The following is a 24425-nucleotide window of genomic DNA, read 5'->3' as shown; positions in this document are numbered from 1 at the left end:
CAGGGGATCAGTCCACTGGCACCGGCACTCGGTGACCGACGACACGCACGACGGTACGGCTCCGGGGCCTGCTCGCCAGCCGTGTGCGCAGCGCCAGCAGGGTCGCCAGGGCCAGTGCCGTACCGGCCATCGGCACCAGGAAACCCGCGCCGCTCCAGAGGCGGTCCTCCAGCTGTCCGGCGGCCGTGACGGCGGCCGCCTGGCCGAGGGCGACGGCGCCGGTGAGCCAGGTGAAGGCCTCGGTGCGGGCGCCCGCCGGGACGAGGTCGTCGACGAGGGTGTAGCCGGTGATGAGGGTCGGGGCGACGCACATGCCGACCAGGAGGCCGAGCGCGGCGAGGACGAGTACGGAGTCGGCGGTCCACAGGACGGAGGCCACGAGCGCCAGGGCCGTGTAGCCGACGACCAGGCGCCGCTGGGGAGCGACCTTCCACGCGATCGCGCCGCAGACGACGCCGGAGAGCATGTTGCCGGCGGCGAAGACGCCGTACAGGACGCCGTTCAGGCCGGGTTCGCCGATCGACTCGGAGAAGGCGGCGAGCGAGACCTGCATGCCGCCGAAGACGGCGCCGATGCCCAGGAAGGTGGCGATCAGGACGCGCACTCCGGGGACGGACAGGGCGGAGCCGTGCTCCACGCGCGCGTGCGCCGGGGAAAGGGCCTTGGGCTGGGTGCCGCGCTGGGCGGCGAACAGCAGGCCGCCGATCAGTGTGAGGCCGGCCTCCGTGAGCAGGCCGGCGGCCGGGTGCACGGCGGTGCACAGCGCGGTCGCCACCAGCGGGCCGAGCACGAAGGTCAGCTCGTCGGTGACGGACTCGAAGGCCGCCGCGGTGGTCGTCAGGGGCGAGTCCTGGAGCTTGACGCCCCAGCGGGCCCGCACCATGGGGCCGATCTGCGGCACCGAGGCACCCGTCGGCACGGCGGCGACGAAGAGCGCCCACAAGGGGGCGTCCGCGAGGGCCAGCGCCGTCAGGGACAGGCCCGCCACGACATGGACGAGGACACCGGGGAGGAGTACGGCGCGCTGGCCGTGGCGGTCGGCCAGACGGCCGCTGTACGGGGCGAACAGCGCCATGGAGACACCGGTGACGGCGGCGACAGCGCCCGCCGCGCCGTACGAGCCGGTGGTGTGCCGCACCAGCAGCACGAGGGAGATGGTCAGCATCGCGAACGGCTGGCGGGCCGCGAAGCCGGGGAGGAGGAACGTCCATGCGCCACGGGTGCGCAGCAGCTGCCCGTAGCCCGGGCGGGACGTCTTCGAGGTGTTCGAGGTGACCGTGGATGCCACGGCCGTGCCTTTCCGCCGCCTGGTAGCGCGGCCCCCGGTTCACGGGGATCGGGCGCCGAGAGCTGTCCTCTTGCGCTACTGCGGTAGATGCCGGGGCCCGGTGAGAGGGGCGGGACGGCCGCCATACGGTCGCGCCAGCTCTGCGTCAGACAGAGTTGGTCCGATCAAGTGCGCCTTCATCGTACAGGGGCAATGGGCGGGTCACCTGTGAAAATGAGCACCATGGACGGCCACGCCTGCGATTCCAGAGGGTGTGAACGGTACGAAACCTGCCCTTAACTCGCAGGCCGGCCTCACCGGTCGCCCCCATGGTGCCCGCCCACTCGCCGGGCCCGGCCGTTCCCGTTCCCCGTGCCCAGCCAGTCGGCCAGCTTGCCGCCCTGGCCGACAGCCCTGAGGCGGCGTTCCGCCTGGTCGCGGACGGGGTCCGTGGCGACCACGAGGAGTTCGTCGCCGCGGCGCAGGACGGTCGTCGGGAGCGGTACGAAGGACGTGCCGTCGCGGACGACGAGGGTGACGGCGGCGCCCGCGGGGAGCCGCAGCTCGTTGACCTCGACGCCGTGCATGCGGGACTTCTCGGGGATGGCGACGGACAGCAGATGGCCGCGCAGCCGCTCCAGGGGCGCCGATTCGATGCCCAGGTCGGCGGCCTCGTCGCCGGAGCCGCCGAGGCGCAGCTTGCGGGCCAGCCAGGGCAGGGTGGGTCCCTGGACGAGGGTGTAGACCACGACCAGCACGAAGACGATGTTGAAGATCCGGCGGCTGCCCTCGATCCCGCTCACCATGGGGATCGTCGCCAGGATGATGGGCACCGCGCCGCGCAGTCCGGCCCACGACAGCAGTGTCTGCTCGCGCCACGGCACCCGGAACGGCGTCAGTGCGACGATGACGCTCAGCGGTCGCGCCACCATGGTCAGCACCAGGCCGATGACGAGCGCGGGCCAGATGTCGTCGGCCAGATCGTGCGGGGTGACCAGCAGTCCGAGCAGGACGAACATGCCGATCTGGGCGATCCAGCCGACGCCCTCGGCGAAACCGCGGGTGGCCGGCCAGTGCGGCAGCTTGGCGTTGCCGAGGATCACGGAGGCCAGGTAGACGGCGAGGAAGCCGCTGCCGTGGGCCAGGGCGCCGGCCGCGTAGGCGGCGACGGCGATGGCCATGACGGCGATCGGGTAGAGGCCGGAGGCGGGCAGGGCGATGTGCCGCAGCCCCCAGGCGCCGAGCCAGCCGACCGCGAGGCCGATGGCGGCGCCGATCACCAGCTCCAGCGCTATCTCGCCGATCAGGACGTACCAGTGCTCGACCGGTCCCGCCATGGAGAGCGAGGCGACGAGGATGACCACCGGGGCGTCGTTGAAGCCGGACTCGGCCTCCAGGGTGCCCGTCACGCGCGCGGGAAGGGGGATCCTGCGCAGCACGGAGAAGACGGCCGCCGCGTCCGTGGAGGAGACGACCGCGCCGATGATGAGTGACTGCCGCCACTCCAGTCCGATCAGATAGTGCGCGCTCGCGGCCGTGACGCCGACGCTCACCGCGACTCCGACCAGTGCCAGCGAGCCGGCGGCCGGCAGGGCCGGCTTGATCTCCTTCCACTTCGTGCCGAGGCCGCCCTCCGCGAGGATCACGACGAGGGCCGCGTAGCCGATGACCCGGGTCAGAGCGGCGTCGTCGAAATGGATGCCGCCGATGCCGTCCTGGCCCATGGCGATGCCGATGCCGAGGTAGACGAGCAGGCTGGGGAGCCCGCTGCGCGACGAGATCCGGACCGCGGCGACCGCGATGAGAAGGACGAGCGAGCAGACGAGCAGGAGCTGGTTGAGGTCGTGGACAGTCAGGGGGCCGTACCTTTCTCGCCGAACCGCACGTGGTTTCCGAGTGTGGGATACCGAGCACCGGATGTGGGCACGCGCGCGTGGGGGCAGGGCGAAGCCGATCACGGAAACCGTGGAGTTGCGGTTACGTCAGTGCAAGTACTTCGTTACCTTACCTAACTCTTGACGATTTCTTGACGCTTCCCGAGGCAAGATCGAACAGTCGTCCGCGCCAGTTCCCGACTCCGCGTCAAGTCGCGCCGGGCCCTGCGCCTATGGTTGCTCCAGCGTTCAGTACAAAGCACAGCCCGACCTGCCGCTCGTGTTAGGACAGCAAGGACAGCGATGCCCACCGACACCACCGCCTCCTCCGGCCAGCAGACCGGCAAGTCCGGCAGGAAGAAGGGACGCAAGATCCGTCTCTTTCTGATCGTCCTGGTCCTGGCCATCATCGGAGGCGTCGGCTACGGGGCGTTCTGGTCCGTCAGCACCGTCCGCGCCTCCTTCCCGCAGACCAAGGGTTCGATAACCCTGGACGGCCTGTCCGGACCGGTCGACGTCAAGCGCGACGGCTACGGGATCCCGCAGGTCTACGCCTCCTCCGAGGAGGACCTGTTCATGGCGCAGGGCTACGTCCAGGCGCAGGACAGGTTCTACGAGATGGATGTGCGCCGCCATATGACGGCCGGCCGCCTCTCGGAGATGTTCGGCGAGAGCCAGGTCGACAACGACGAGTTCCTGCGCACCCTCGGCTGGCACCGGATCGCCGAGGAGGAGTACAAGTCCGTCCTCTCGGACGAGTCGAAGAAATACCTCGACGCGTACGCCAAGGGTGTCAACGCCTACCTCGCGGGCAAGGACGGCGAGGAGATCTCGCTGGAGTACGCGGCCCTCGGCTTCGCCAACGACTACAAGCCCGAGCAGTGGACCCCGGTCGACTCGGTCGCCTGGCTGAAGGCGATGGCCTGGGACCTGCGAGGCAACATGCAGGACGAGATCGACCGCGCCCTGATGACCAGCCGCCTCGGCCCCAAGCAGATCGCAGACCTGTACCCGCAGTACCCGTACGACCGCAACAAGGCGATCGTGCAGGAGGGCGAGTACGACGAGCTCACCAAGACCTGGTCGGACGGGTCGGGCAGCTCGCAGTCGTCGCAGGGCACCGAGGGCTCCACCGGTTCCACGCAGGGCACCAGCGGCACGGGAACGGAGGCGGGCACCGCCGCCGGGACCTCCTCCGACTCCGGGGCCCTCCAGACACAGCTGGACGGCCTCTACAACATCCTGGAGGACCTGCCCGAGGCCGTCGGTGTGAACGGCAACGGCATCGGCTCCAACTCCTGGGTCGTCTCCGGCGACCACACCATCACCGGCAAGCCGCTGCTCGCCAACGACCCGCACCTGTCGGCCTCGCTGCCCTCGGTCTGGTACCAGATGGGCCTGCACTGCAAGTCCGTCTCCGCCAAGTGCCGCTACGACGTCGCCGGCTACACCTTCGCGGGCATGCCCGGCGTGGTCATCGGCCACAACGCGGACATCGCCTGGGGCATGACCAACTCCGGGGCCGACGTCACCGACCTGTACCTGGAGAAGCTCACCGGCGACGGCTACCAGTACGGCGACAAGGTCCTGCCGTTCGACACCCGCGAGGAGACCATCGAGGTCGCCGGCGGCACGTCCAAGAAGATCGTCGTCCGCACCACCAACAACGGCCCCCTGCTGTCCGACCGCAACGACGAACTCGTCCAGGTCGGCAAGAAGGCCACCGTCGACCGGGACGCCCCCGACCGCGGCGACGGCTACGGCATCGCCCTGCGCTGGACCGCGCTCGACCCCGGCACCTCCATGGACGCCGTCTTCGCGATGAACCGGGCCGAGGACTGGGACGACTTCCGCGCGGCCGCCGCCCTGTTCGACGTCCCCTCGCAGAACCTGATCTACGCCGACACCGAGGACAACATCGGCTATCAGCTGCCCGGCAAGATCCCCACCCGGGGCAAGGGCGACGGCTCGGTGCCCGCGCCGGGCTGGGACACCAGGTACCGCTGGACCGGTTACATCGACCAGGACGAGCTGCCGTACGAGTACAACCCGGAGCGCGGCTACATCGTCACCGCGAACCAGGCCGTCGTCGACAGGGACGACTACCCGTACACGCTGACCACGGACTGGGGCTACGGCACGCGCGCGCAGCGGATCACCAGCCTCATCGAGTCGAAGATCAAGGGTGGCGGCAAGATCTCCACCGACGACATGCGGCAGATGCAGATGGACAACAGCAGCGAGATCGCCAAGCTGCTGGTGCCGCTGCTGCTCAAGATCGACGTCGACGACAAGGAAGTCCGCCAGGCGCAGAAGCTCCTGGAGGGCTGGGACTACACCCAGGACGCCGACTCGGCGGCCGCCGCCTACTTCAACTCGGTCTGGCGCAACATCCTCAAGCTCGCCTTCGGCAACAAGCTGCCCAAGGAGCTGCGGGTCGAGGGCCAGTGCCTGTCGGTCGAGCCGGTCGGCACCACGGGTCCCGCCGACGAGGACCAGCGGGTCCGCGAGTGCGGCAGGCGCGACGCGGACCAGGCGCAGCCGGACGGCGGCGACCGCTGGTTCGAGGTGGTCCGCCGGATCATCGACGACGAGGACAACGCCTGGTGGTCCACCCCGGCGGTGGGCCGCACCCAGAAGGCCGCCGACACCCGTGACGAGCTGTTCAAGCGGGCCATGCGGGACGCCCGCTGGGAGCTCACCGCCAAGCTCGGCAAGGACATCGACACCTGGAGCTGGGGCCGGCTGCACCGCCTGTTCCTGGACAACCAGACCCTCGGTACCGAGGGCCCCGGCTTCCTCCAGTACATGCTCAACCGCGGCCCCTGGAAGCTCGGCGGCGGCGAGGGCACGGTCAACGCCACCGGGTGGAACGCGGCGGGCGGCTACGAGGTCGTCTGGGTGCCCTCGATGCGCATGGTGGTGAACCTCGGGGACCTCGACAAGTCCAAGTGGATCAACCTCACCGGCGCCTCCGGGCACGCCTACAGCTCCCACTACACCGACCAGACGGGCAAGTGGGTCAAGGGCGAACTGCTGACCTGGTCCTTCTCCGACAAGGCGGTCGAGGGCAGCACCAGCGACACGCTGCTCCTGAAGCCATGACCCCCGCCTGAGCACCGAAAAGCGGCCTCCACGCGTGCGTGGAGGCCGCTTTCGCGTCCGGGTCACCGGAACCGTCGTACTCCCGAAGGGGTCACCGCCGCGTGCACCGGCAGGTCGTGCGGCTCGGCCGGGACCCGGTCGACGACCTCCGCGTCGTACAGCAGGACCACCAGGGCCGGATCGGCGCCCGCGCGTTCCAGCCGGGCCAGGACGCGGTCGTAGGAGCCGCCGCCCCGGCCCAGGCGCATCCCGCGCGCGTCGACGGCCAGGCCGGGCAGCAGGACGACGTCGGCGGTGGTCACGGCCCCGGGGCCGAGGCGTTCGCCCGCCGGCTCCAGGAGGGCCATGCGGCCGCCGCCGTGCCGCACGCGCGCGAGGGACTCCGCTCCCTCGTACGCGCCCCAGTCCAGGTCGTTGTCGGGGAGCAGGACCGGGAGCAGGACGCGCACCCCGCGCGCGCGGAGCGCGTCGAGGAGCGCGAGGGTGCCGGGCTCACTCCCCATGGAGACGTACGCCGCGACCGTGCGCGCGTGCGCCAGCTCGGGCAGATCCAGGGCCCGCCCGGCAAGGGCGTCCGTCGATTTCCGGACGTCATCCGGCGTCAACCCTCTCCTCACGAGGAGGAACTCTCCGCGCAACATTCGCTTGGCAGACTCCGGTTCGGGTCCCACCCTGCTCACAGGTTGCTCCAGTACTATTCGTAATCGGCTCATATGAGAGCGAATTCATCGGAGCCGCAGATTCCCCACAAAGGCACCGGATATGGTTGCGCCCATGAGTGAGGCGAACCCCAGGATCACCAAGGCTGTCATCCCCGCGGCGGGTCTAGGGACCCGGTTCCTGCCGGCCACCAAAGCGACTCCCAAGGAGATGCTGCCGGTCGTGGACAAGCCGGCGATCCAGTACGTGGTCGAGGAGGCCGCGTCGGCGGGGCTCGACGACGTGCTGATGATCACCGGCCGCAACAAGCGCCCCCTTGAGGACCACTTCGACCGCAACTACGAGCTGGAATCCGCCCTCCAGAAGAAGGGCGACGCCAGCCGGCTCGCCAAGGTCCAGGAGTCCAGCGACCTCGCGACCATGCACTACGTCCGCCAGGGCGACCCCAGGGGCCTCGGCCACGCCGTCCTGTGCGCCGCCCCGCACGTGGGCCACGAGCCCTTCGCGGTCCTCCTCGGCGACGACCTGATCGACCCGCGCGACCCGCTCCTCAAGCGCATGATCGAGATCCAGGAGCAGCACGGCGGCAGCGTCATCGCCCTCATGGAGGTCGCCCCCGAGCAGATCCACCTCTACGGCTGCGCGGCCGTGAAGCCCACCGACGACGCCGACGTGGTCAAGGTCACCGACCTGGTCGAGAAGCCGGACCCGGCCGACGCCCCGTCGAACTACGCGGTCATCGGCCGCTACGTCCTGGACCCGAGCATCTTCGACATCCTGCGCCGGACCGAGCCGGGCCGCGGCGGCGAGATCCAGATCACCGACGCCCTGCAGCAGCTCGCCGCGGACGAGAAGGTCGGCGGCCCCGTGCACGGCGTCGTCTTCAAGGGCCGCCGCTATGACACCGGTGACCGCGGCGACTACTTGCGTGCCATTGTCAGACTCGCATGCGAACGTGAGGACCTGGGCCCGGACTTCCGGACCTGGCTTCGCAGTTACGTAGCCGAGGAGATGTAGCGCTTTGAGCACCGCCGCGACCCGCAGCACCGACCAGGACAACCTCTGGTCGGTGACCGAACACCTGGAGGACATCCTCGCCACGGTCCGCCCCCTGGAACCCATCGAGCTGCAGCTTCTCGACGCCCAGGGCTGTGTCCTGGTCGAGGACGTCACGGTGCCGGTGTCGCTGCCGCCGTTCGACAACAGCTCGATGGACGGGTACGCGGTGCGGGTCGCGGACATCGCGGGCGCGAGCGAGGAGTTCCCGGCGGTGCTCACGGTGATCGGGGACGTGGCGGCCGGCCAGGCCGAGCAGCCCCATGTGGGTCCCGGCGAGGCCGCCCGCATCATGACCGGCGCCCCGCTGCCGCCCGGCGCCGAGGCGGTCGTCCCGGTGGAGTGGACCGACGGCGGCCTCGGCGAGGGACCCGTCTCGGGGATGCGCGCCCGCAGCGCGAGCCCCGAGGGCGCCACCGGGCAGGTCGCCGTCCACCGCGCCGCCGAGGCCCGCGCGCATGTACGCGCGCGGGGCAGCGACGTACGGGCGGGCGAGCGTGCCCTCGCCGCGGGCACGGTCCTCGGCCCCCCGCAGCTCGGCCTCCTCGCGGCCATCGGGCGCGCCACCGTCCAGGTGCGCCCGCGCCCGCGCGTGGTGGTGCTCTCCACCGGCAGCGAACTGATCCCGCCCGGCGAGGCCCTGGCCACCGGCCAGATCTACGACTCCAACAGCTTCGCGCTGACGGCCGCCGCCCGGGACGCGGGCGCGATCGCCTACCGCGTGGGCGCCGTCGCCGACGACGCCGAGACCCTCCGCTCCACCATCGAGGACCAGCTTGTCCGCGCCGACCTGGTGGTCACCACCGGCGGGGTGAGCGTGGGGGCGTACGACGTCGTCAAGGAAGCCCTGGAGTCCGTCGGCGACGAGGACGAGGAGGGCGCCGGCATCGACTTCCGCAAGCTCGCCATGCAGCCCGGCAAGCCCCAGGGCTTCGGCACCATCGGCCCCGACCACACCCCGCTGCTCGCCCTCCCGGGCAACCCGGTGTCGTCGTACGTCTCCTTCGAGCTGTTCGTCCGGCCCGCCATCCGCACCCTGATGGGCCTGACCGACGTCCACCGGCCCACGACCACGGCGACCCTCCGGACGACCAAGGCGCTGACCTCGCCCGCCGGACGCAGGCAGTACCTGCGCGGCACGTACGCCGACGGCCGGGTCACCCCCGTGGGGGGCGCCGGATCGCATCTCGTCGCGGCCCTCGCACAGGCCGACGCGCTGATCGTCGTCCCCGAGTCCGTCGAGTCCGTCGAGCCCGGTACGGAGGTCGAGGTCGTCCTGCTCGGCTGAACCGTCGAGGGTGGCGTACCGTGTCGCGCACAACAGGCCGCGCGCCGCACCGCGACGGGCACCGACCGGGAGCGCCACACCACCATGAGTACGCCGCAGGACCGACTCACCCACATCGACGAGGCGGGCGCCGCCCGCATGGTCGACGTCTCCGGGAAGGACGTCACCGCGCGCACCGCCCGCGCCAGCGGCCGCGTCCTGGTCTCCCCCGAGGTCATCGAACTGCTGCGGGGTGAGGGGGTGCCCAAGGGCGACGCCCTGGCCACCGCGCGCATCGCCGGCATCATGGGCGCCAAACGCACCCCCGACCTCATCCCGCTCTGCCACCCGCTGTCGGTGTCGGGCGTCAAGCTCGATCTGTCAGTCGCGGACGACGCCGTCGAGATCCTCGCCACCGTGAAGACCACCGACCGTACCGGCGTCGAGATGGAGGCCCTCACCGCGGTCTCCGTCGCCGCGCTCACCGTGATCGACATGGTCAAGGCGGTCGACAAGGCGGCGGTCATCACGGACGTCCGGGTCGAGGAGAAGACGGGCGGCAAGTCGGGCGACTGGAGCCGGGCATGACTCCCACCAGGACCTACCGCGCACTGGTCGTGACCGCCTCCAACCGGGCCGCCGCCGGGATCTACGAGGACAAGGGCGGGCCGCTGATCGCCGAAGGGCTCAGATCGTTCGGCTTCGCCGTCGACGGCCCGCAGGTCGTGCCGGACGGTGACCCCGTCGAGGCGGCGCTGCGGGCGGGCGTCGACGCCGGCTACGACGTGATCGTGACCACAGGCGGTACGGGCGTCTCGCCCACCGACCGCACCCCCGAGGCGACCCGTGCGGTCCTCGACCACGAGGTGGCGGGCATCCCGGAGGCGATCAGGGCGTACGGCCGGGACAAGGTGCCGGCGGCGGCGCTCTCCCGGGGGCTGGCCGGGGTCGCGCGCGGCACCCTGATCGTCAATCTGCCGGGCTCCACCGGCGGCGTGCGGGACGGCCTGGCCGTACTGGCGCCCCTGCTGACCCATGCCGTCGACCAGATCCGCGGCGGGGACCACCCGAGGCCGACCGGCGGTGGCGAGCAGCCGCCGGCCGAGGAGGACCCCTCCAGACCCCGTGGGGGTGTGAGCTGAACAGCCCATCCTGGCCTGTAGCGCTGGTGGACGGCGATGTGGTCCTCCGGCCCATAAGGATGCGCGACCAGCGGGCCTGGCGCGAGGTCAACCGGCGCAACCGGGACTGGCTGCGGCCCTGGGAGGCGACCATTCCGCCGCCCACGCCCAGCGGTCCCATCGCGCACCGGCCGACGTACCGGCAGATGGTCCGCCATCTGCGGGCGGAGGCGAACGCGGGCCGGATGCTGCCGTTCGTGATCGAGTACCAGGGGCGGCTGGTCGGGCAGTTGACGGTCGCCGGGATCACCTGGGGCTCGATGTGCTCCGGTCATGTCGGCTACTGGGTCGACGAGTCGGTCGCTGGACGGGGTGTGATGCCGACGGCGGTGGCGCTCGCCGTGGACCACTGCTTCCGGGCCGTCGGACTGCACCGCATCGAGGTCTGTATTCGCCCCGAGAACCGGCCCAGCCGGCGGGTGGTGGAGAAACTCGGATTCCGCGAGGAAGGCCTTCGTCCACGATATCTTCACATCGACGGCGCCTGGCGCGACCATCTCGTCTTCGTGCTCACCGCCGAAGAGGTGCCCGAGGGTCTGCTCGGCCGCTGGCGGCGGGAACGAGAGCGGGAACGGGCCCGGAACCCGCGGAACGCGGGCTCCGACGTGGGCAAACCCGGACAACCTCAATAGATTGAAATGCGTGTTCGAATATAAATGATCGGCGATCGATCGAGTTGGTCGATCGAGTTGAACGAGCCGAGGCGTTCTCGGCACGTTAATTTCACGCTCTCGGCGGCCTGCTGATCGGATCGGTCACAAAAAAAGCTCGAAATATCAGCCGGATCGTGCGACACACCGGCCCAATTGGCGGATGGCCTCACGCAAACCCCTCTACCGTGTGAGGCGTGAGCAGCAGCGGCCTCATCTACGCAGTCATCGTCGGGGCCTGGGCCGCCTACTTGGTGCCGATGTGGCTCCGTAGGCAGGACGAGCTGAACGAAGCCCGTCCGACGGAACGCTTCAGCACCGCCATCCGGCTGCTTTCCGGACGGGCGGGCATGGAGCGCCGATACGCCAAGGACCTGCGGGCGCGCTCCGCCGACGAGGGGGAGCCCAGCGCCGAACCGGACGGCGTCACCGACTCGGTGGACGTCCGGGCCTTCGCCATGCCCCCGCACCGGACGCACACGAAGGCTCAACTGCCGGTGGAGCGAGGTGAATCACCGCAGCAGCAGGCGCAACAACCCCAGCAGCAGGCCCAGTCGCAGCCCCAGGCGCAGCCTCATCAGCAGGCGAATCAGCAGGCGGCGCAGGCGAAGCCGGTGCCTCAGCAGGGCGGCCAGCCGTCCGCCAAGCAGGGCACGGCCGCAGGGTCCGCACCGTCCCGCGCGAAGCGCCCGGGCAGGCCGGGCAACCGGACGGCGGGCGCACGGCGGGGCGACTCGGCGGAGGCCGTCGCGCGGGCCCGGCGCTTGAAGGTGCTCGCGCGCCGGCGGCGTACGACGGTGATGCTCTTCTTCGCCTTCTCGCTCGGCGCGGTCGTCGCGGCGGTCGGCGGGCTCGCCCTCCTGTGGGCGCCGGCCGTACCGGCGGTGCTGCTGAGCACGTACATCGCGCATCTGCGCCGCCAGGAGCTGAAGCGGTTCGCGTACACGATGGACCGGCGGCAGGCCGAGGTGGCGGCGCAGCGGCTGCGGGAGCGGCAGCCTCAGCGCCGACGGCCGGTGCCGGACCCGGTGGACACCGACGAACCGGAGGACGGTCCAGAGAACGAGGAGGCCCGGGCCGAGCTGACCGCGCTCGCGGCCGACCGCCGTGCCCTCGTCGAGCAGACCGACCACGCCGAGTGGGTCGACCAGCAGCGTGAGCGCCAGCGGCGGCCCGGCCAGGGCGACAGCTGGGACCCGGTCCCGGTGCCGCTCCCGACCTACGTCACCGCGCCGGTGGCGCCCCGGGCCACGTCCGGTGTCGACCTCGGCGCACCGGACGCGTGGAGCTCCGCGCGCTCCAGTTCGGCCGACCCGCATGGCTCGTCGACCCCGTCCGCCCGTGAGCCGGAGGGGGAGTGCGGCACGGAGGAACACGCGGACGACACCGGTGCCGACGACGCCGCCGACGCTCCCGACGGCGGCCGTTCCGACGCCCGCCGCGCCGCGTCCGCCCGCCGCTCCCGCGAGCGGGGCCGCACACCTCTCTTCGACCAGTACGAGGACGGCGACCGCCCCCGCGCGGCCAACGAGTGACCTCGCCCCTCCGGATCCCCCACTCCTCTGACCAGCCACGAGCCGCTCCGAACGCGCTCGTAAGCCGCTCGGAAGGCGCTCAGGAACGGATTTCCAAGCACCGCGATGGGGATGCTAGAGTTTCACTCGTTGCAAGGGCCTGTGGCGCAGTCTGGTAGCGCACCTCGTTCGCATCGAGGGGGTCTGGGGTTCAAATCCCCACAGGTCCACCGCAGCTCAGAACCCCCGCCGGGGAAATCCGGCGGGGGTTCTTCTGTGTGGGTCAAACGGTCGGCGGGGGCTGCCCCTTGGCGATGCAGGCCGTGAGGTCGGTGCCTCGTTGTTCGGTGACTTGGATCGTGTCGTCGAGGGGCAGGAGGCCCAAGTGCTGGGCGAGGTCACGGGCGCGGAGGCGGGTTCCCGTGGCCGGAGCTCGGACGTTTCCGGCTTCCCGAGCCGTCGGCCGACGAGCGGGCGGTTACGGAGACGCGGTCACCGGCTCCGTGATCGCGTCGAAGTACGGCCACCCGTCCACCTCGACCGTCCGGGCCGTGGGGTGGAGGTCCAGGTTCGGGGCGGCGGCGTCCAGGAGGCGGCGGACTGTGCCGGGCTCGTGGAGGTTGAGGTAGGTGTGGTCGGGCTTGCGGACGAGGGCGCCGGAGTCGAAGTAGCAGTTCGATACGGAGCGGTCGTCGGCGGGGCTGAAGAGCAGGACGAGGCGGCGGCCTCGGCGGCCCTCCGGGTAGAGGGAGAGCTTGAGGTGGCAGTGGTCGTAGGCGACGCGGGAGCGTTGACGGACCGTCCAGTGCCAGGTGGTGTCGTCGACGACGAGACGGCGCAGGCGGTTGTTCTTGGTCACGGGGACACCGTAGGCGGGCGAGTGCGGGGTGGGCACGGGGTTTTCCGCGCGGGAGACGGCGCTGGGTCAGAGCGGCTTCGCGAAGCAGAGGCTCAGGTCGTGGAAGCGGTAGTAGCCGAACTTGGCGCAGGGCTCGTAGCCGCTGGAGGTGTAGAGGGCCACGGCCTCCGGCTGCTTGGCGCCGGTTTCGAGGACCATGCGGGTACGGCCGACGGCGCGGGCGTCGGACTCCAGTTCGGCCAGGATGCGGCGGGCCAGGCCCAGGCCGCGGGCCTGCGGGGTGACGTACATCCGCTTTATCTCGGCGTCCCCGTCGAGGTTGCCCTCGTCGTTGCTGTCCTGGGTGCGCCAGCCACTCGTGGCGAGGGGTCTGCCGTGCTCGTCGTAGGCGATCAGGTACAGCCCGGCCGGCGGTACGAAGTGCGCCGGGTCCATGTGTGTGGCGTCGCCGTCGTCGCCGTAGCGGACGCCGTACTCGGCCTGGACCTCGTCGTTGAGCTTGACGGCGTCGGGGTGGTCGAAGAGTACGCGGCGGATAATCATGTCATGCATCGTACATCTATGCGCTGCCCCGGTGTGATCTTCGTCGGGAACTGGACTCTGTCCAAGGTGCGGGTATCGTGCCCGGGTGCTCACTGTGACCTCTGTGAATGTGAACGGGCTGCGTGCCGCCGCGAAGAAGGGCTTCGTGGAGTGGCTCGCCGGGACCTCGGCGGATGTGGTGTGCCTCCAGGAGGTGCGGGCCGAGCCGCAGCAGCTGCCCGAGGAGGTGCGGCAGCCCGACGGGTGGCATGTCGTGCACGCGCCGGCCGTCGCCAAGGGGCGTGCGGGGGTGTCGCTGTACAGCCGTCGTGAGCCCGACCGGATCCAGGTGGGCTTCGGGTCGGCCGAGTTCGACGGCGGCGGACGGTACGTCGAGGCCGATCTGCCCGGCGTCACCGTGGCCAGCCTCTATCTGCCCTCCGGCGAGGTCGGGACCGAGCGGCAGGACGAGAAGGTCCGGTTCATGGGGGAGTTCCTCGCCTATCTGAAGGGGCTGCGCGAGCGGGCCGCCGCCGACGGCCGGGAGGTCGTGGTGTGCGGCGACTGGAACATCGCCCACCGGGAGGCCGACCTCAAGAACTGGCGGGGGAACCAGAAGAACTCCGGGTTCCTGCCGGAGGAGCGGGCGTGGCTCGGGCGGGTGTTCGACGACGGTGACGGGGCGTACGTCGATGTCCTGCGCGCCCTGCACCCCGACGTCGAAGGGCCCTACACCTGGTGGTCGTACCGGGGGCGGGCCTTCGACAACGACAGCGGATGGCGTATCGACCATCAGGTGGCCACGGCCGGGCTCGCGGAGAAGGCGGTCAAGGGGTTCGTGGAGCGGGCGGCCACGCATGCGGAGCGGTGGTCGGACCATGCGCCGGTGACGGTCGTCTACGACCTCTGACCGGCCGGGCCTCGGGGGTCTGTGACCTGTGACCTGTGACCTGTGAGCTGTGAGCTGTGAGCTTCTGGGACCGCTACGGCTTTTGGCCGTCGGTCTCGGTGCTCCGCAGGCGCCGGTCCAGGGCCAGGGAGAGTTCCGCCTCCGCCACGCTCTTCGCCAGGGGCCTCAGGCGGCGGAGGTCTTGGGGGGTTCGGGGGCCGTGGGTGAGGATGAGGTCGGTGAAGAGGGTGGCCAGGGCGTCGGCGTGTTCGCGTACGTGGCGGCCGGCGGCCAGGACGTCGGCGAGGGGGACGCCCTCGCGGACCAGGGCGGCCGAGACGTCGAGCAGGCGGCGGCTGATGTGGACGATCTCGCCGCCGTCGGTGGCGAGGTAGCCGAGTTCGAGGGCGGCGGAGAGGTTCTCCGGGGTCGCCTGGTCGCCGAAATGGTCGGCGAGTTCCTCGGGGGAGAGGCGGACCGGGACCTCCTCGGTGGGGGCGCCGAGGCCGAGCAGTTCGCCCACGTGACGGCCCTGGTCGAAGGCCTCGGCCAGCTCGGCGATACCGCTCAGGGTGTGGCCGCGCTCCAGCAGCGCCGCGATCGTGTGCAGCCGGGCCAGGTGCGTCTCGTCGTACCAGGCGATGCGGCCCTCGCGGCGGGGCGGCGGAATCAGTTTGCGCTCCCGGTAGAAGCGCAGGGTGCGGACGGTGATGCCGGCCTTTCCGGCCAGCTCCTCCATGCGGTACTCGCGTCGCGCGCCGTCTTCTGCGTGTTCTGCCGCGTCTTCTGCCACGCGGGAAGCCTATGTTGTACCGCCGGTAACTTCAGCGCTCCCGACCTCTACCCATGGGTACGGTACTGCCCTACGCTCCCCACTGCGCCAGCGATTACTGGCGTGGACGCGATGAGGCGTGGAGGTGCCGGGATGGCCGAGCATGAGCACGGGCACGAACACGTGCGGGTGGCGGTGATCGGGTCCGGGTTCGGCGGGCTCGGGGCCGCCGTGCGGCTGCGGCGTGAGGGGATCACCGACTTCGTCGTCCTTGAACGTGCCGGTTCCGTCGGCGGCACCTGGCGGGACAACGACTACCCGGGCTGCGCCTGTGACGTGCCGTCGCACCTCTACTCGTTCTCGTTCGCCCCCCACTACGACTGGCCGCGCGCCTTCTCCGGACAGGAGCACATCCGGGAGTATCTGGAGCATGTGACGGACGTCTTCCGGCTCCGGCCGCACCTCCGCTTCGACTCCGAGGTGCGGATGATGCGGTGGGACGGGGAGCGGTTGCGCTGGGAGATCGAGACGAGCAGCGGGCGGTTGTCCGCCGATGTCGTCGTCTCCGCCACCGGGCCGCTCTCCGATCCCAAGGTTCCGGACGTGCCCGGTCTCGACTCCTTTCCCGGCAAGGTCTTCCACTCCGCCCGCTGGGACCACGGCTTCGAGCTGCGCGGCAAGCGGGTCGCGATGGTCGGTACGGGGGCCTCCGCCATCCAGATCGTGCCCGCGATCCAACCCGAGGTCGGCCGGCTGACCCTCTTCCAGCGGACGCCGCCCTGGGTGCTGCCGCGCGTCGACCGGGGTATCGGCGGCGTCGAGCGGTGGCTGCACCGGCAGCTGCCCTTCACCGCGCGGGCCCGGCGCGGACTGCTCTGGGGCATCCGGGAGTTGCAGGTCCAGGCCTTCACCAAGCGGCCCAAGGAGCTGGGCCTGGTGGAGCAGCTGGCCAAGGGGCACCTCGCCCGGGCCGTCAAGGACCCGGCCCTGCGCGCCCGGCTCACCCCCGGCTACCGCATCGGCTGCAAGCGCATCCTGCTGTCCAACACCTACTATCCGGCGCTCACCCGGCCGAACGTCGACGTGGTCGCCGCCGGGCTGGCCCGGGTCGACGGCTCCACGCTCGTCGGCGCCGACGGCTCGACCGCCGAGGCCGACGCGATCGTCTTCGGCACCGGGTTCCATGTCACCGACATGCCCATCGCCGACCGGGTCGTGGGCGCTGACGGCAGGACCCTCGCCGAGGCATGGGCGGACGGCGGCATGCGGTCACTGCGCGGGGCCTCGGCCGCCGGCTTCCCGAACTGGATGACGATCATCGGGCCCAACACCGGCCTCGGGAACTCCAGCATGATCCTGATGATCGAGTCCCAGCTCAACTACATGGCCGACTTCCTGCGGCAGTTGGACGTCCTGGGCGGCCGGGTGGCCCTCGACGCCCGGCCCGCCGCGGTGACGGCCTGGAACGAGCGGGTCCAGCGGCGCATGGAGCGCACGGTCTGGAACACCGGCGGCTGCACCAGCTGGTACATGGACGCGCAGGGCCGCAACACCACCGTCTGGCCGGGGACGACGGCCGAGTTCCGCAAGGCGACACGGCGGGTGGACCTGGGTGAGTACGAGGTGCTGCGGAGGGCCCGGCCGGGTATGCCGGACACCGACAGGGTGAGTACGGCGAAGGTGGAGGCCGGAGCGTGACGCGACTGACGCAGGTGAAGTACGGGCCCTACGCCCCGCCCGTCGCCGCAGGGGAGTTGGCGGCCGTGTCCGCCGACGGGGCGCGGTTGCACGTCGAGGTGCACGGGCCGCAGGGTGCCCCAGCGGTGGTGCTCGTGCACGGCTGGACGTGTTCGACGGCGTACTGGGCGGCGCAGATCCGGGATCTCGCCGTCGACCACCGGGTCGTCGCCTACGACCAGCGCGGCCACGGGCGCAGTCCCGTCTCCGCCGTGTGCAGCGCGGACGCCCTCGCCGACGATCTGGAGGCGGTGCTCGCGGCGACGCTCGCGCCGGGCGAGAAGGCGGTGCTGGCCGGGCACTCCATGGGCGGGATGACGCTGATGGCGGCCGCCGGGCGGGCGGGTTTCCGGGAGCACACGGCGGCGGTCCTGCTGTGCAGCACGGGCAGTTCGAGGCTGGTCGCCGAGTCGCTGGTCGTGCCCATGCGAGCCGGGCGGGCGCGTACCTGGCTCACCCGGAAGGTCCTCGGCGCGCGGGCGCCGCTCGGGCCGGTCACGCCGATCTCCCGGTGGATCCTCAAGTACGCGACGATGGGCCCCGGTTCGTCGCCGGTGATGGTCGAGGTGTGCGCACGCACCGTACACACGTGTCCCACCCGGGTTCGCCATGCCTGGTCGCACGTCCTCGACACGCTCGACCTCGACCACGGAGTACGGGAGTTGACGGTGCCGACGGCCGTCGTCGTGGGTACGGCGGACCGGATGACCCCGCCCGTGCACGCGCGGGCGCTGGCCGCCGCGCTGCCCGACTGTGTGGGGGTGAGCGAGCTGACGGGTGTCGGACACATGGCTCCGGTGGAGGCGCCGGAGGCGGTCACCGCGCGGATACGCGAACTCGTGACCACGTATGTACGGACCAGGCGGGACGAGTTGGAGGAGGCGGGCGCATGAGCAGGGGCAGCACCTTGGAGGGGCGGGTCGCGGTCGTCACCGGGGCGGCGCGGGGCGTCGGGGAACTCCTCGCGCGCAAGCTCTCGGTGCGCGGGGTGAAGGTCGCGCTCGTCGGCCTTGAGCCGGAGGAGCTGAAGCGGGTCTCCGAACGGCTCTACGGCGGTGGGGGAGAGTACTGGCACGCCGATGTCACCGACCACGAGGCGATGGCGCGGGTCGCGGCGGAGGTCAAGGAGCGGTTCGGGCGGGTCGACATCGTCGTCGCCAACGCGGGCGTCGCCAACAGCGGGCCCTTCGTCGACTCCGATCCGGAGTCCTGGCGGCGGGTCATCGAGGTCAACCTCGTCGGATCGGCCGTCACCGGGCGGGTGTTCCTGCCCGCGCTGATCGAGAGCCGGGGCTATCTGCTCCAGATCGCCTCCCTCGCGGCGATCACGCCGGCCCCGATGATGACGGCGTACTGCGCGTCCAAGTCGGGCGTCGAGGCGTACGCGCACTGTCTGCGCGCCGAGGTCGGGCATCAGGGCGTGGGCGTCGGGGTCGGTTATCTGTCCTGGACCGACACGGACATGGTGCGCGGCGCCGACAAGGACGAGGCGCTGCGGGAGTTGCGGGAGCGGCTGCCCGGGCCGGCCGGCAAGACGTATCCGCTGGGGCCGGCCGTCGACCGGCTCGTCGCCGGGATCGAGCGGCGGTCCAGTCATGTGTACGGGCAGTGGTGGCTGCGCGGGACGCAGGGCGTACGGGGGTATCTGCCGGGGCTCATCGGGGCGTTCGCTCCGCGGGAGGTACGGCGGATGGAGTCCCGGCTTCGGGGGGTGTCCACCGGGCTGGTGGGGGCCGGTGGGGCGGCGGACGAGCGGAGACGCGGCTGATCGGGGGAGCCGGGGTCACCCAGCGTGACTGATCGAAATGCGTTGATTGTCCTGGCGTGTTTGTCTGGTCGAGGCCCGATCCCCTCACCCACTATGGGAGTGAAAACACATGGGCATGAAGGACCAGTTCCAGGACAAGGCCGAGCAGCTCAAGCAGCAGGCCAAGCGCAAGTCCGCCGGTCAGTCGCCGGAGGAGTCGTCGCCGGGGCGTTCCCCGGAGGAGCGTGCGCGGCAGGAGCGCGAGCGGGCTCAGCGGCCTGGTGAGCACGGGCAGCCGGAGCGTGGGCGGCCGCAAGAGAGTGAGCGGGAGCGGGAGCAGCGGGAGGCCGAGGAGCGGCTGCGGCAGGACTATGACATCTGAGTCCTGCTCGGCCTAGCGGCCGGCTTCTGGTGGGGCGCCCTTGATGGTGAGGGCGCCCCACCTCTTTGTGTTCGGGTGGGTCGGGTGGGTAGGGGGTGTGGTGTTCGGGTGCGGCTCCGGTGGGGGCTGGTCGCGCCCACGCGGCGGAGCCGCAAATCGATACAGCCCCGCGCCCCTGAAAGACACGGCCCTGCGGGCCGAAAAGCACGGGGCGCAGCTCCTGCTTTTCAGGGGCGCGGGGGCCGCTACCGCCCTCGACGCGGCAGCTTCGGGCGGGAGCGGTCCGGTGCGTTCGTGTAGTCCGGGGGGTCCGCCGGAGGGCGGGTCGTGAGGAGGTTCATGGCCAGGGTCACCGCGGCCGCCAGCTGGGTGGGGCGGCCCTCCGCCCAGTCGAGGGGGGTGCGCAGGAGCTCCAGGTCCGGGGTGACACCCCGGTTCTCGACGGACCACCCGTACGCGTCGAACCAGGCCGCGTTCATGGGAACGGTGATGACGGAGCCGTCACCCAACTGGTGGCGGCCGGTCATGCCGACGACGCCGCCCCAGGTGCGCAGGCCGACGACCGGACCCAGTTTGAGGAGTTTGAAGGCGGCGGTGATCATGTCGCCGTCGGACGAGGTCGCCTCGTCGGCGAGCGCGACGACCGGGCCGCGCGGGGCGCCGGAGGCGTACGACACCGGCTGGGCGTTTCTCGTCAGGTCCCAGCCCAGGATCGTACGGGTGAGTTTCTCCACCACCAGTTCGCTGATGTGGCCGCCCGCGTTGCCGCGTACGTCGACGATCAGGGCGGGGCGGGACACCTCCATGCGCAGGTCACGGTTGAACTGGGCCCAGCCGGAGCCGCCCATGTCCGGGATGTGCAGATAGCCGCAGCGGCCGCCGCTCAGCTCCCGGACGACCGCACGGCGTTTGGCCACCCAGTCCTGGTAGCGCAGGGGGCGTTCGTCGATGAGGGGGACCACGGCCACGCGGCGGGCGCGGCCCTCGCCCTGAGCCGGGGTGAAGGTCAGCTCGACGGTCGTACCGCCCGCGCCGGCGAGGAGGGGGTACGGGCCCGTCACCGGGTCCACCGGGCGGCCGTCCACGTGGGTCAGGGCCGCGCCCTCGCGGATGCCCGTGCCGGCCAGCGGGGAGCGGGCCTTGGAGTCGGAGGAGTCGCCGGGGAGGATGCGGCGGATCACCCAGCCCTCGTCCCTGCGGACGAAGTTGGCGCCGAGCAGGCCCTGGCGGCGCTGGTAGTGGGGCGGGCCCTCGTTGCGGCGCGCGGGGGAGACGTAGGCGTGGGAGGTGCCCAGTTCGCCGAGGAGTTCGCGGAGCAGGTCGGCGAACTCGTCGGGGGAGGCGACCCGTTCGACGAGCGGGCGGTACTGGTCGAGGACCCCGTCCCAGTCGATGCCGCTCATGCCCGGGTCCCAGAAGTACGCGCGGATCAGGCGCCCGGCCTCCGCGTACGACTGGCGCCACTCCGCCGCCGGGTCGACCTCGTGCAGGACGCGCCGCAGGTCGATCCAGACGGTCGAGTCGCTGTCGCCGGACTCGGTGGCGGGGACGGCCCGCAGATCGCTCTCGTCCACCACGACCAGTCGTGAGCCGTCGCCGCTGATCGCGAACCAGTCCAGGTGCTCCACGAGTTCGGACTTCTTCGCCTTGCTGATGTCGAAGTGTTCGAGGGTCGGCCGCCCGGTCATGTCGTCCGGGTTGGCGAAGGTCTCGCCGAGGGCGCCCGAGATCGGCCAGCGCAGCCACACCAGGCCGCCGCCCGCGACCGGGTGGAGCGCCGAGTACTTGGAGGCGGTCACGGGGAACGGGGTGACGCGGCTCTCCAGGCCCTCGGTCTCCACGGTCACCGTCCCGTCGGTGTCCTCGTCCGCCGTCGGGTCCATGCCCCCGGCCACCGGGCGGCCGTCGGGGTTCAGCGCGAAGGGGGACGGGGTCGCGGAGGAGAGCGGGACCAGGTACGGGCGGCAGCCCAGCGGGAAGGAGAGATCGCCGGTGTGGACGTCGTACACCGGGTCGAAGCCGCGCCAGGAGAGAAAGGCCAGATAGCGGCCGTCGCGCGTGAACACCGGGTTCTCGTCCTCGAAGCGGCCGTTGGTGACGTCGACGATGAGACGGTCCTTTATACGGGCCATCTTGATCTGGCGCAGGGTGCGGCCGATGCCCGGGTGGGACCAGGTCAGCCAGGCCCCGTCGGGGGAGAAGGCGAGGTCGCGGACGGGCCCGTTGATGGACGTGATGAGCTCGGTGACCTCGCCGCCGGAGCTGCCGGAGCTGCCGGAGCCGCCGGAGCCGCCGGAGCCGCCGGAGCTGCCGGAGCCGCTGGAGCCAGCGGAGCCGCCGGACTCGCTGGACTCGTCGGACTCGCTGGAGCCGTCGGACTCGCTGGAGCCGTCGGACTCGTTGGAGCTGCCGGAGCTGCCGGAGCTGCCGGAGCTGCCGGAGCTGCCGGAGCTGCCGGAGCTGCCGGAGCCGCTGGAGCCGCTGGAGCCAGCGGAGCCGCCGGACTCGTCGGAGTCGCTGGAGCCGTCGGACTCGTTGGAGCTGCCGGAGCTGTCGGAGCTGCCGGAGCTGCCGGAGCTGCCGGAGCCGCTGGAGCCAGCGGAGCCGCCGGGCTCGTCGGAGTCGCTGGAGCCGTCGGACTCGTCGGAGCTGCCGGAGCCGCCGGAGCCAGCGGAGCCGCCGGGCTCGTCGGAGTCGCTGGACTCGCCGGGCTCCTCGGTCGCGTCGAGGAGCAGTAGCCGGCCGTCGTGCGCGGCGATGGCGAGGCGTTCGCCGCGCGGGTCCGACACCAGTTCCAGTACGCGGCCCAGTTCGCCGGAGGCGAGGCGGCGGGGCTCGCGTTCGCCGGTGGCCCGGGGGAGGTGCGCGATCTCTACCGCGTCCTCGCCGTCCGTGTCCGTCACGTACGCCACCTGGCCGCCGGAGCCGAGCATCTCGGGCAGCCGGACGCGTACGCCCGGGGTGTCGGCGAGGGTGCGGGCGGGGCCGTCGCGGTGGGTCAGCCAGTACAGGCTGCCGCGTACGACGACCGCGCTCGCCCGGCCCGTCTCGTCGACCGAGATGCCGTCGACGTGCTGGGCGGCCGGCACCTGGTACGGCCGCCGCCCGGTGAGCGACCCACCGAGCCGTACGTCGAGGCGGCGGGGGAGGGATCCGGGGGCGAGGTCGTCGACGAGCCACACCTCGCCCGCGCACTGGTACACCACCCGCGTGCCGTCGCTCGCCGCGTGCCGGGCGTAGAAGGAGTCGTGGTCGGTGTGACGGCGCAGGTCGGAGCCGTCGTACGCGCAGGAGTAGAGGTTGCCGACGCCCTCGTGGTCGGAGAGGAAGGCGATCCGGCCGCCGACGAACATGGGTGAGTGGAGGTGTCCTTCGAGGTCGGCCAGCAGGCGCTCGCCGTGCAGCCAGAGACGGCCCGTGGCGCCGCCCCGGTAGCGCTTCCAGGAGGCCGGTTCGTGCGGGGGCGTACCGGTGAGCAACAGGGTGCGGCGCTCGCCGTCGATCTCGGCGACCTGGATGTCGGAGACCGGGCCCCACGGCAGCTTGCGGCCCGGGTCGCCGTCGGTGCGGACCTTGTAGGCCCAGGTGAAGTACGAGAACGGCTCGCCGTGGGAGGCGACGGCCAGGATGTCCGAGCGGCCCCCGGTGTCGGCGGCCGGGGGCGTCCAGCCGCGGACCTCGGTGTCGGGGCTCCCCCAGTGGGTGAGGCGGCGGGAGGGCCGGCCGCCGTCCACCGGGGTCAGATGGATCTCCGGGGCGATGCTGCGCCAGCTCGTGTACGCGATATGCCGGCCGTCGGGCGAGAAGCGCGGGGTGGCGACCTTCGTACGGTCGACGGTGAGCCGCCAGGCGCGGTCCGAGCCGTCGAGGGGGGCCAGCCAGAGATCGTCCTCGGCGACGAAGCAGAGGCGGTCGCCGCTCAGGTGGGGGAAGCGGAGGTAGCCGGTGTCCCGGCCCGTCCCTTGCCCGTGGGTCCCGTAGGTGTCGCTCACCTCCCCATGCTTTTACGTGCAGGAAGCACCGGCAACTTGTGAAACCGTCCTCGGGACGGTCGCGGGACGGTCACGGGGGACGGCTGCGTGACCCAGGGACACGTACAAAACGGTTTCGTTTCTTTGATTCTCAGGCTATCTTCATAAGCGTACGAAACCGTTTCGTTCGAGAAGCGGGGTGTCCGGCCCGTGCCATGCCCTACGGCAGGTCTGGCGGCCGGTAGCCTTGGCGCCTCGAACATGCAGCCGGAGTAAGGAGAGTGGGATGACTGAGACCGCAACGGTGCGCCGCAGTCGGATCACGCCCGAGCGCGAGGCCGAGCTCTACGCCGCCGTACTCGACCTGCTCCGGGAGGTCGGCTACGACGCCCTCACCATGGACGCCGTGGCCACCCGCACCCGGTCCAGCAAGGCCACCCTCTACCGCCAGTGGGGCGGCAAGGCCGAGCTGGTCGCGAAGGCGATCCGGAACGACAAGGCGATGAACCTGACGGACATCGACACCGGATCGCTGCGCGGTGACTTCCACGCCCTGGTGCGGCGCGAGGACGACTGTGCCATGGAGCAGAGCTCCGCGCTCATGCGTGGCCTGGCCATGGCGGTGCACACCAACCCCGAACTGCTCGGGGCGTTCCGCGAGTTCCTCATCGAACCCGAGATGGCGGGATTCGAGCAGGTACTGCAGCGCGCCGTCGACCGGGGTGAGGTCCGGCCGGACAACCCCGCGCTCGAATTCGTGATGCACATGATGCTCGGAGCCTTCGTCACCCGGACGCTGCTCGAAGAGCTGGCGCCGACCCAGGCCTTCCTCGTTTCGTACATCGACGCCGTGGTCCTCCCCGCCCTCGGTGTACCGACCGCCTGACACCTTGCCTCGCCTTTCCTTCTCCCTTTCGCTTTCGCTTTCCCTGAAGTCGCCACCCTCGGGCGGCTGAGCCCCACCTGACGCGA

General features: G+C 71.3%; 20 protein-coding genes and 1 tRNA gene. 14 read left to right on the top strand and 7 right to left on the bottom strand.

Annotated elements, in window-relative coordinates; genetic code table 11:
• Positions 1 to 7: 7 nt before the first annotated feature.
• Positions 8 to 1288, bottom strand: a complete 1281-nt coding sequence (locus tag I8N67_RS13820) for an MFS transporter (protein ID WP_200303348.1) — start codon at positions 1286 to 1288, stop codon at positions 8 to 10.
• Positions 1289 to 1581: 293 nt separating this feature from the next.
• Positions 1582 to 3186, bottom strand: a complete 1605-nt coding sequence (locus tag I8N67_RS13815) for a potassium/proton antiporter (protein ID WP_200303405.1) — start codon at positions 3184 to 3186, stop codon at positions 1582 to 1584.
• Between the two features lie 258 nt (positions 3187 to 3444).
• On the opposite strand from I8N67_RS13815, the gene I8N67_RS13810 reads away from it, so the two are divergent.
• Positions 3445 to 6246, top strand: coding sequence for a penicillin acylase family protein (locus I8N67_RS13810; protein ID WP_200303347.1), 2802 nt, complete (start codon positions 3445 to 3447; stop codon positions 6244 to 6246).
• Positions 6247 to 6308: 62 nt separating this feature from the next.
• Here the strand turns inward: I8N67_RS13810 and I8N67_RS13805 are convergent, their stop codons facing one another.
• Positions 6309 to 6887: a 5-formyltetrahydrofolate cyclo-ligase gene (locus I8N67_RS13805; RefSeq protein ID WP_200303346.1), complete on the bottom strand. Its 579-nt coding sequence runs from the start codon at positions 6885 to 6887 to the stop codon at positions 6309 to 6311.
• 133 nt (positions 6888 to 7020) lie between these two features.
• Between I8N67_RS13805 and galU the strand changes: the two genes are divergently transcribed.
• From galU to I8N67_RS13770, 7 genes are all read left to right on the top strand, one after another.
• Complete coding sequence (gene galU / locus I8N67_RS13800) at positions 7021 to 7923, top strand: UTP--glucose-1-phosphate uridylyltransferase GalU (protein WP_200303345.1); 903 nt, start codon at positions 7021 to 7023, stop codon at positions 7921 to 7923.
• 4 nt (positions 7924 to 7927) lie between these two features.
• On the top strand, positions 7928 to 9250 hold the full coding sequence (gene glp / locus I8N67_RS13795; RefSeq protein ID WP_200303344.1) for a molybdotransferase-like divisome protein Glp: 1323 nt from the start codon (positions 7928 to 7930) through the stop codon (positions 9248 to 9250).
• 84 nt (positions 9251 to 9334) lie between these two features.
• On the top strand, positions 9335 to 9817 hold the full coding sequence (moaC, locus tag I8N67_RS13790; RefSeq protein WP_200303343.1) for a cyclic pyranopterin monophosphate synthase MoaC: 483 nt from the start codon (positions 9335 to 9337) through the stop codon (positions 9815 to 9817).
• Entirely contained in the window at positions 9814 to 10371 is a 558-nt protein-coding gene (locus tag I8N67_RS13785) for a MogA/MoaB family molybdenum cofactor biosynthesis protein (RefSeq protein WP_200303342.1), read from the top strand. Before moaC ends, I8N67_RS13785 begins: the two co-directional genes overlap by 4 nt.
• Positions 10368 to 11042 (top strand): GNAT family N-acetyltransferase, encoded by a 675-nt coding sequence (locus tag I8N67_RS13780; protein ID WP_267912741.1) that lies wholly within the window; start codon positions 10368 to 10370, stop codon positions 11040 to 11042. Before I8N67_RS13785 ends, I8N67_RS13780 begins: the two co-directional genes overlap by 4 nt.
• Before the next feature lie 215 nt (positions 11043 to 11257).
• Positions 11258 to 12595: a divisome protein SepX/GlpR gene (sepX, locus tag I8N67_RS13775; RefSeq protein ID WP_200303341.1), complete on the top strand. Its 1338-nt coding sequence runs from the start codon at positions 11258 to 11260 to the stop codon at positions 12593 to 12595.
• Between the two features lie 135 nt (positions 12596 to 12730).
• A tRNA-Ala gene (locus I8N67_RS13770) sits at positions 12731 to 12804 on the top strand.
• A gap of 248 nt (positions 12805 to 13052) precedes the next feature.
• Here I8N67_RS13770 and I8N67_RS13765 read toward each other — a convergent pair.
• Together I8N67_RS13765 and I8N67_RS13760 are read right to left on the bottom strand one after the other, a co-directional pair.
• Positions 13053 to 13433: a hypothetical protein gene (locus I8N67_RS13765; protein ID WP_200303340.1), complete on the bottom strand. Its 381-nt coding sequence runs from the start codon at positions 13431 to 13433 to the stop codon at positions 13053 to 13055.
• Between the two features lie 66 nt (positions 13434 to 13499).
• A complete protein-coding gene (locus tag I8N67_RS13760; RefSeq protein WP_200303339.1) occupies positions 13500 to 13976 on the bottom strand; it encodes a GNAT family N-acetyltransferase in 477 nt (158 codons plus the stop codon).
• 94 nt (positions 13977 to 14070) lie between these two features.
• Between I8N67_RS13760 and I8N67_RS13755 the strand changes: the two genes are divergently transcribed.
• Positions 14071 to 14865, top strand: a complete 795-nt coding sequence (locus tag I8N67_RS13755) for an exodeoxyribonuclease III (protein ID WP_200303402.1) — start codon at positions 14071 to 14073, stop codon at positions 14863 to 14865.
• A gap of 73 nt (positions 14866 to 14938) precedes the next feature.
• Here I8N67_RS13755 and I8N67_RS13750 read toward each other — a convergent pair whose 3' ends face one another.
• Positions 14939 to 15583, bottom strand: coding sequence for a MerR family transcriptional regulator (locus tag I8N67_RS13750; RefSeq protein ID WP_200303403.1), 645 nt, complete (start codon positions 15581 to 15583; stop codon positions 14939 to 14941).
• Between the two features lie 186 nt (positions 15584 to 15769).
• On the opposite strand from I8N67_RS13750, the gene I8N67_RS13745 reads away from it, so the two are divergent.
• The 4 genes from I8N67_RS13745 (at position 15770) to I8N67_RS13730 (ending at position 19482) form a co-directional block, all read left to right on the top strand.
• Entirely contained in the window at positions 15770 to 17314 is a 1545-nt protein-coding gene (locus I8N67_RS13745; RefSeq protein WP_200303338.1) for a flavin-containing monooxygenase, read from the top strand.
• The gene (locus I8N67_RS13740; protein WP_200303337.1) at positions 17311 to 18246 is read left to right on the top strand and encodes an alpha/beta fold hydrolase; all 936 of its coding nucleotides are present in this window, start codon (positions 17311 to 17313) and stop codon (positions 18244 to 18246) included. Before I8N67_RS13745 ends, I8N67_RS13740 begins: the two co-directional genes overlap by 4 nt.
• Positions 18243 to 19121 (top strand): SDR family oxidoreductase, encoded by an 879-nt coding sequence (locus I8N67_RS13735; RefSeq protein WP_200303336.1) that lies wholly within the window; start codon positions 18243 to 18245, stop codon positions 19119 to 19121. The genes I8N67_RS13740 and I8N67_RS13735 overlap by 4 nt, the downstream gene beginning before the upstream one ends.
• Positions 19122 to 19230: 109 nt before the next feature.
• The gene (locus I8N67_RS13730) at positions 19231 to 19482 is read left to right on the top strand and encodes a hypothetical protein (protein WP_200303335.1); all 252 of its coding nucleotides are present in this window, start codon (positions 19231 to 19233) and stop codon (positions 19480 to 19482) included.
• 245 nt (positions 19483 to 19727) lie between these two features.
• On the opposite strand, the gene I8N67_RS13725 is transcribed toward I8N67_RS13730, so the two are convergent.
• Positions 19728 to 23474, bottom strand: a complete 3747-nt coding sequence (locus I8N67_RS13725; RefSeq protein WP_307835231.1) for a S41 family peptidase — start codon at positions 23472 to 23474, stop codon at positions 19728 to 19730.
• 265 nt (positions 23475 to 23739) lie between these two features.
• Between I8N67_RS13725 and I8N67_RS13720 the strand changes: the two genes are divergently transcribed.
• On the top strand, positions 23740 to 24339 hold the full coding sequence (locus I8N67_RS13720) for a TetR/AcrR family transcriptional regulator (protein WP_200303334.1): 600 nt from the start codon (positions 23740 to 23742) through the stop codon (positions 24337 to 24339).
• The last annotated feature ends 86 nt before the right edge of the window (positions 24340 to 24425 follow it).

It is taken from the genome of Streptomyces adelaidensis (assembly GCF_016598475.1).
In the GTDB taxonomy this organism is placed as follows: Bacteria; Actinomycetota; Actinomycetes; order Streptomycetales; family Streptomycetaceae; genus Streptomyces; species Streptomyces adelaidensis.
This window is presented reverse-complemented; position numbering and strand designations above follow the sequence as displayed.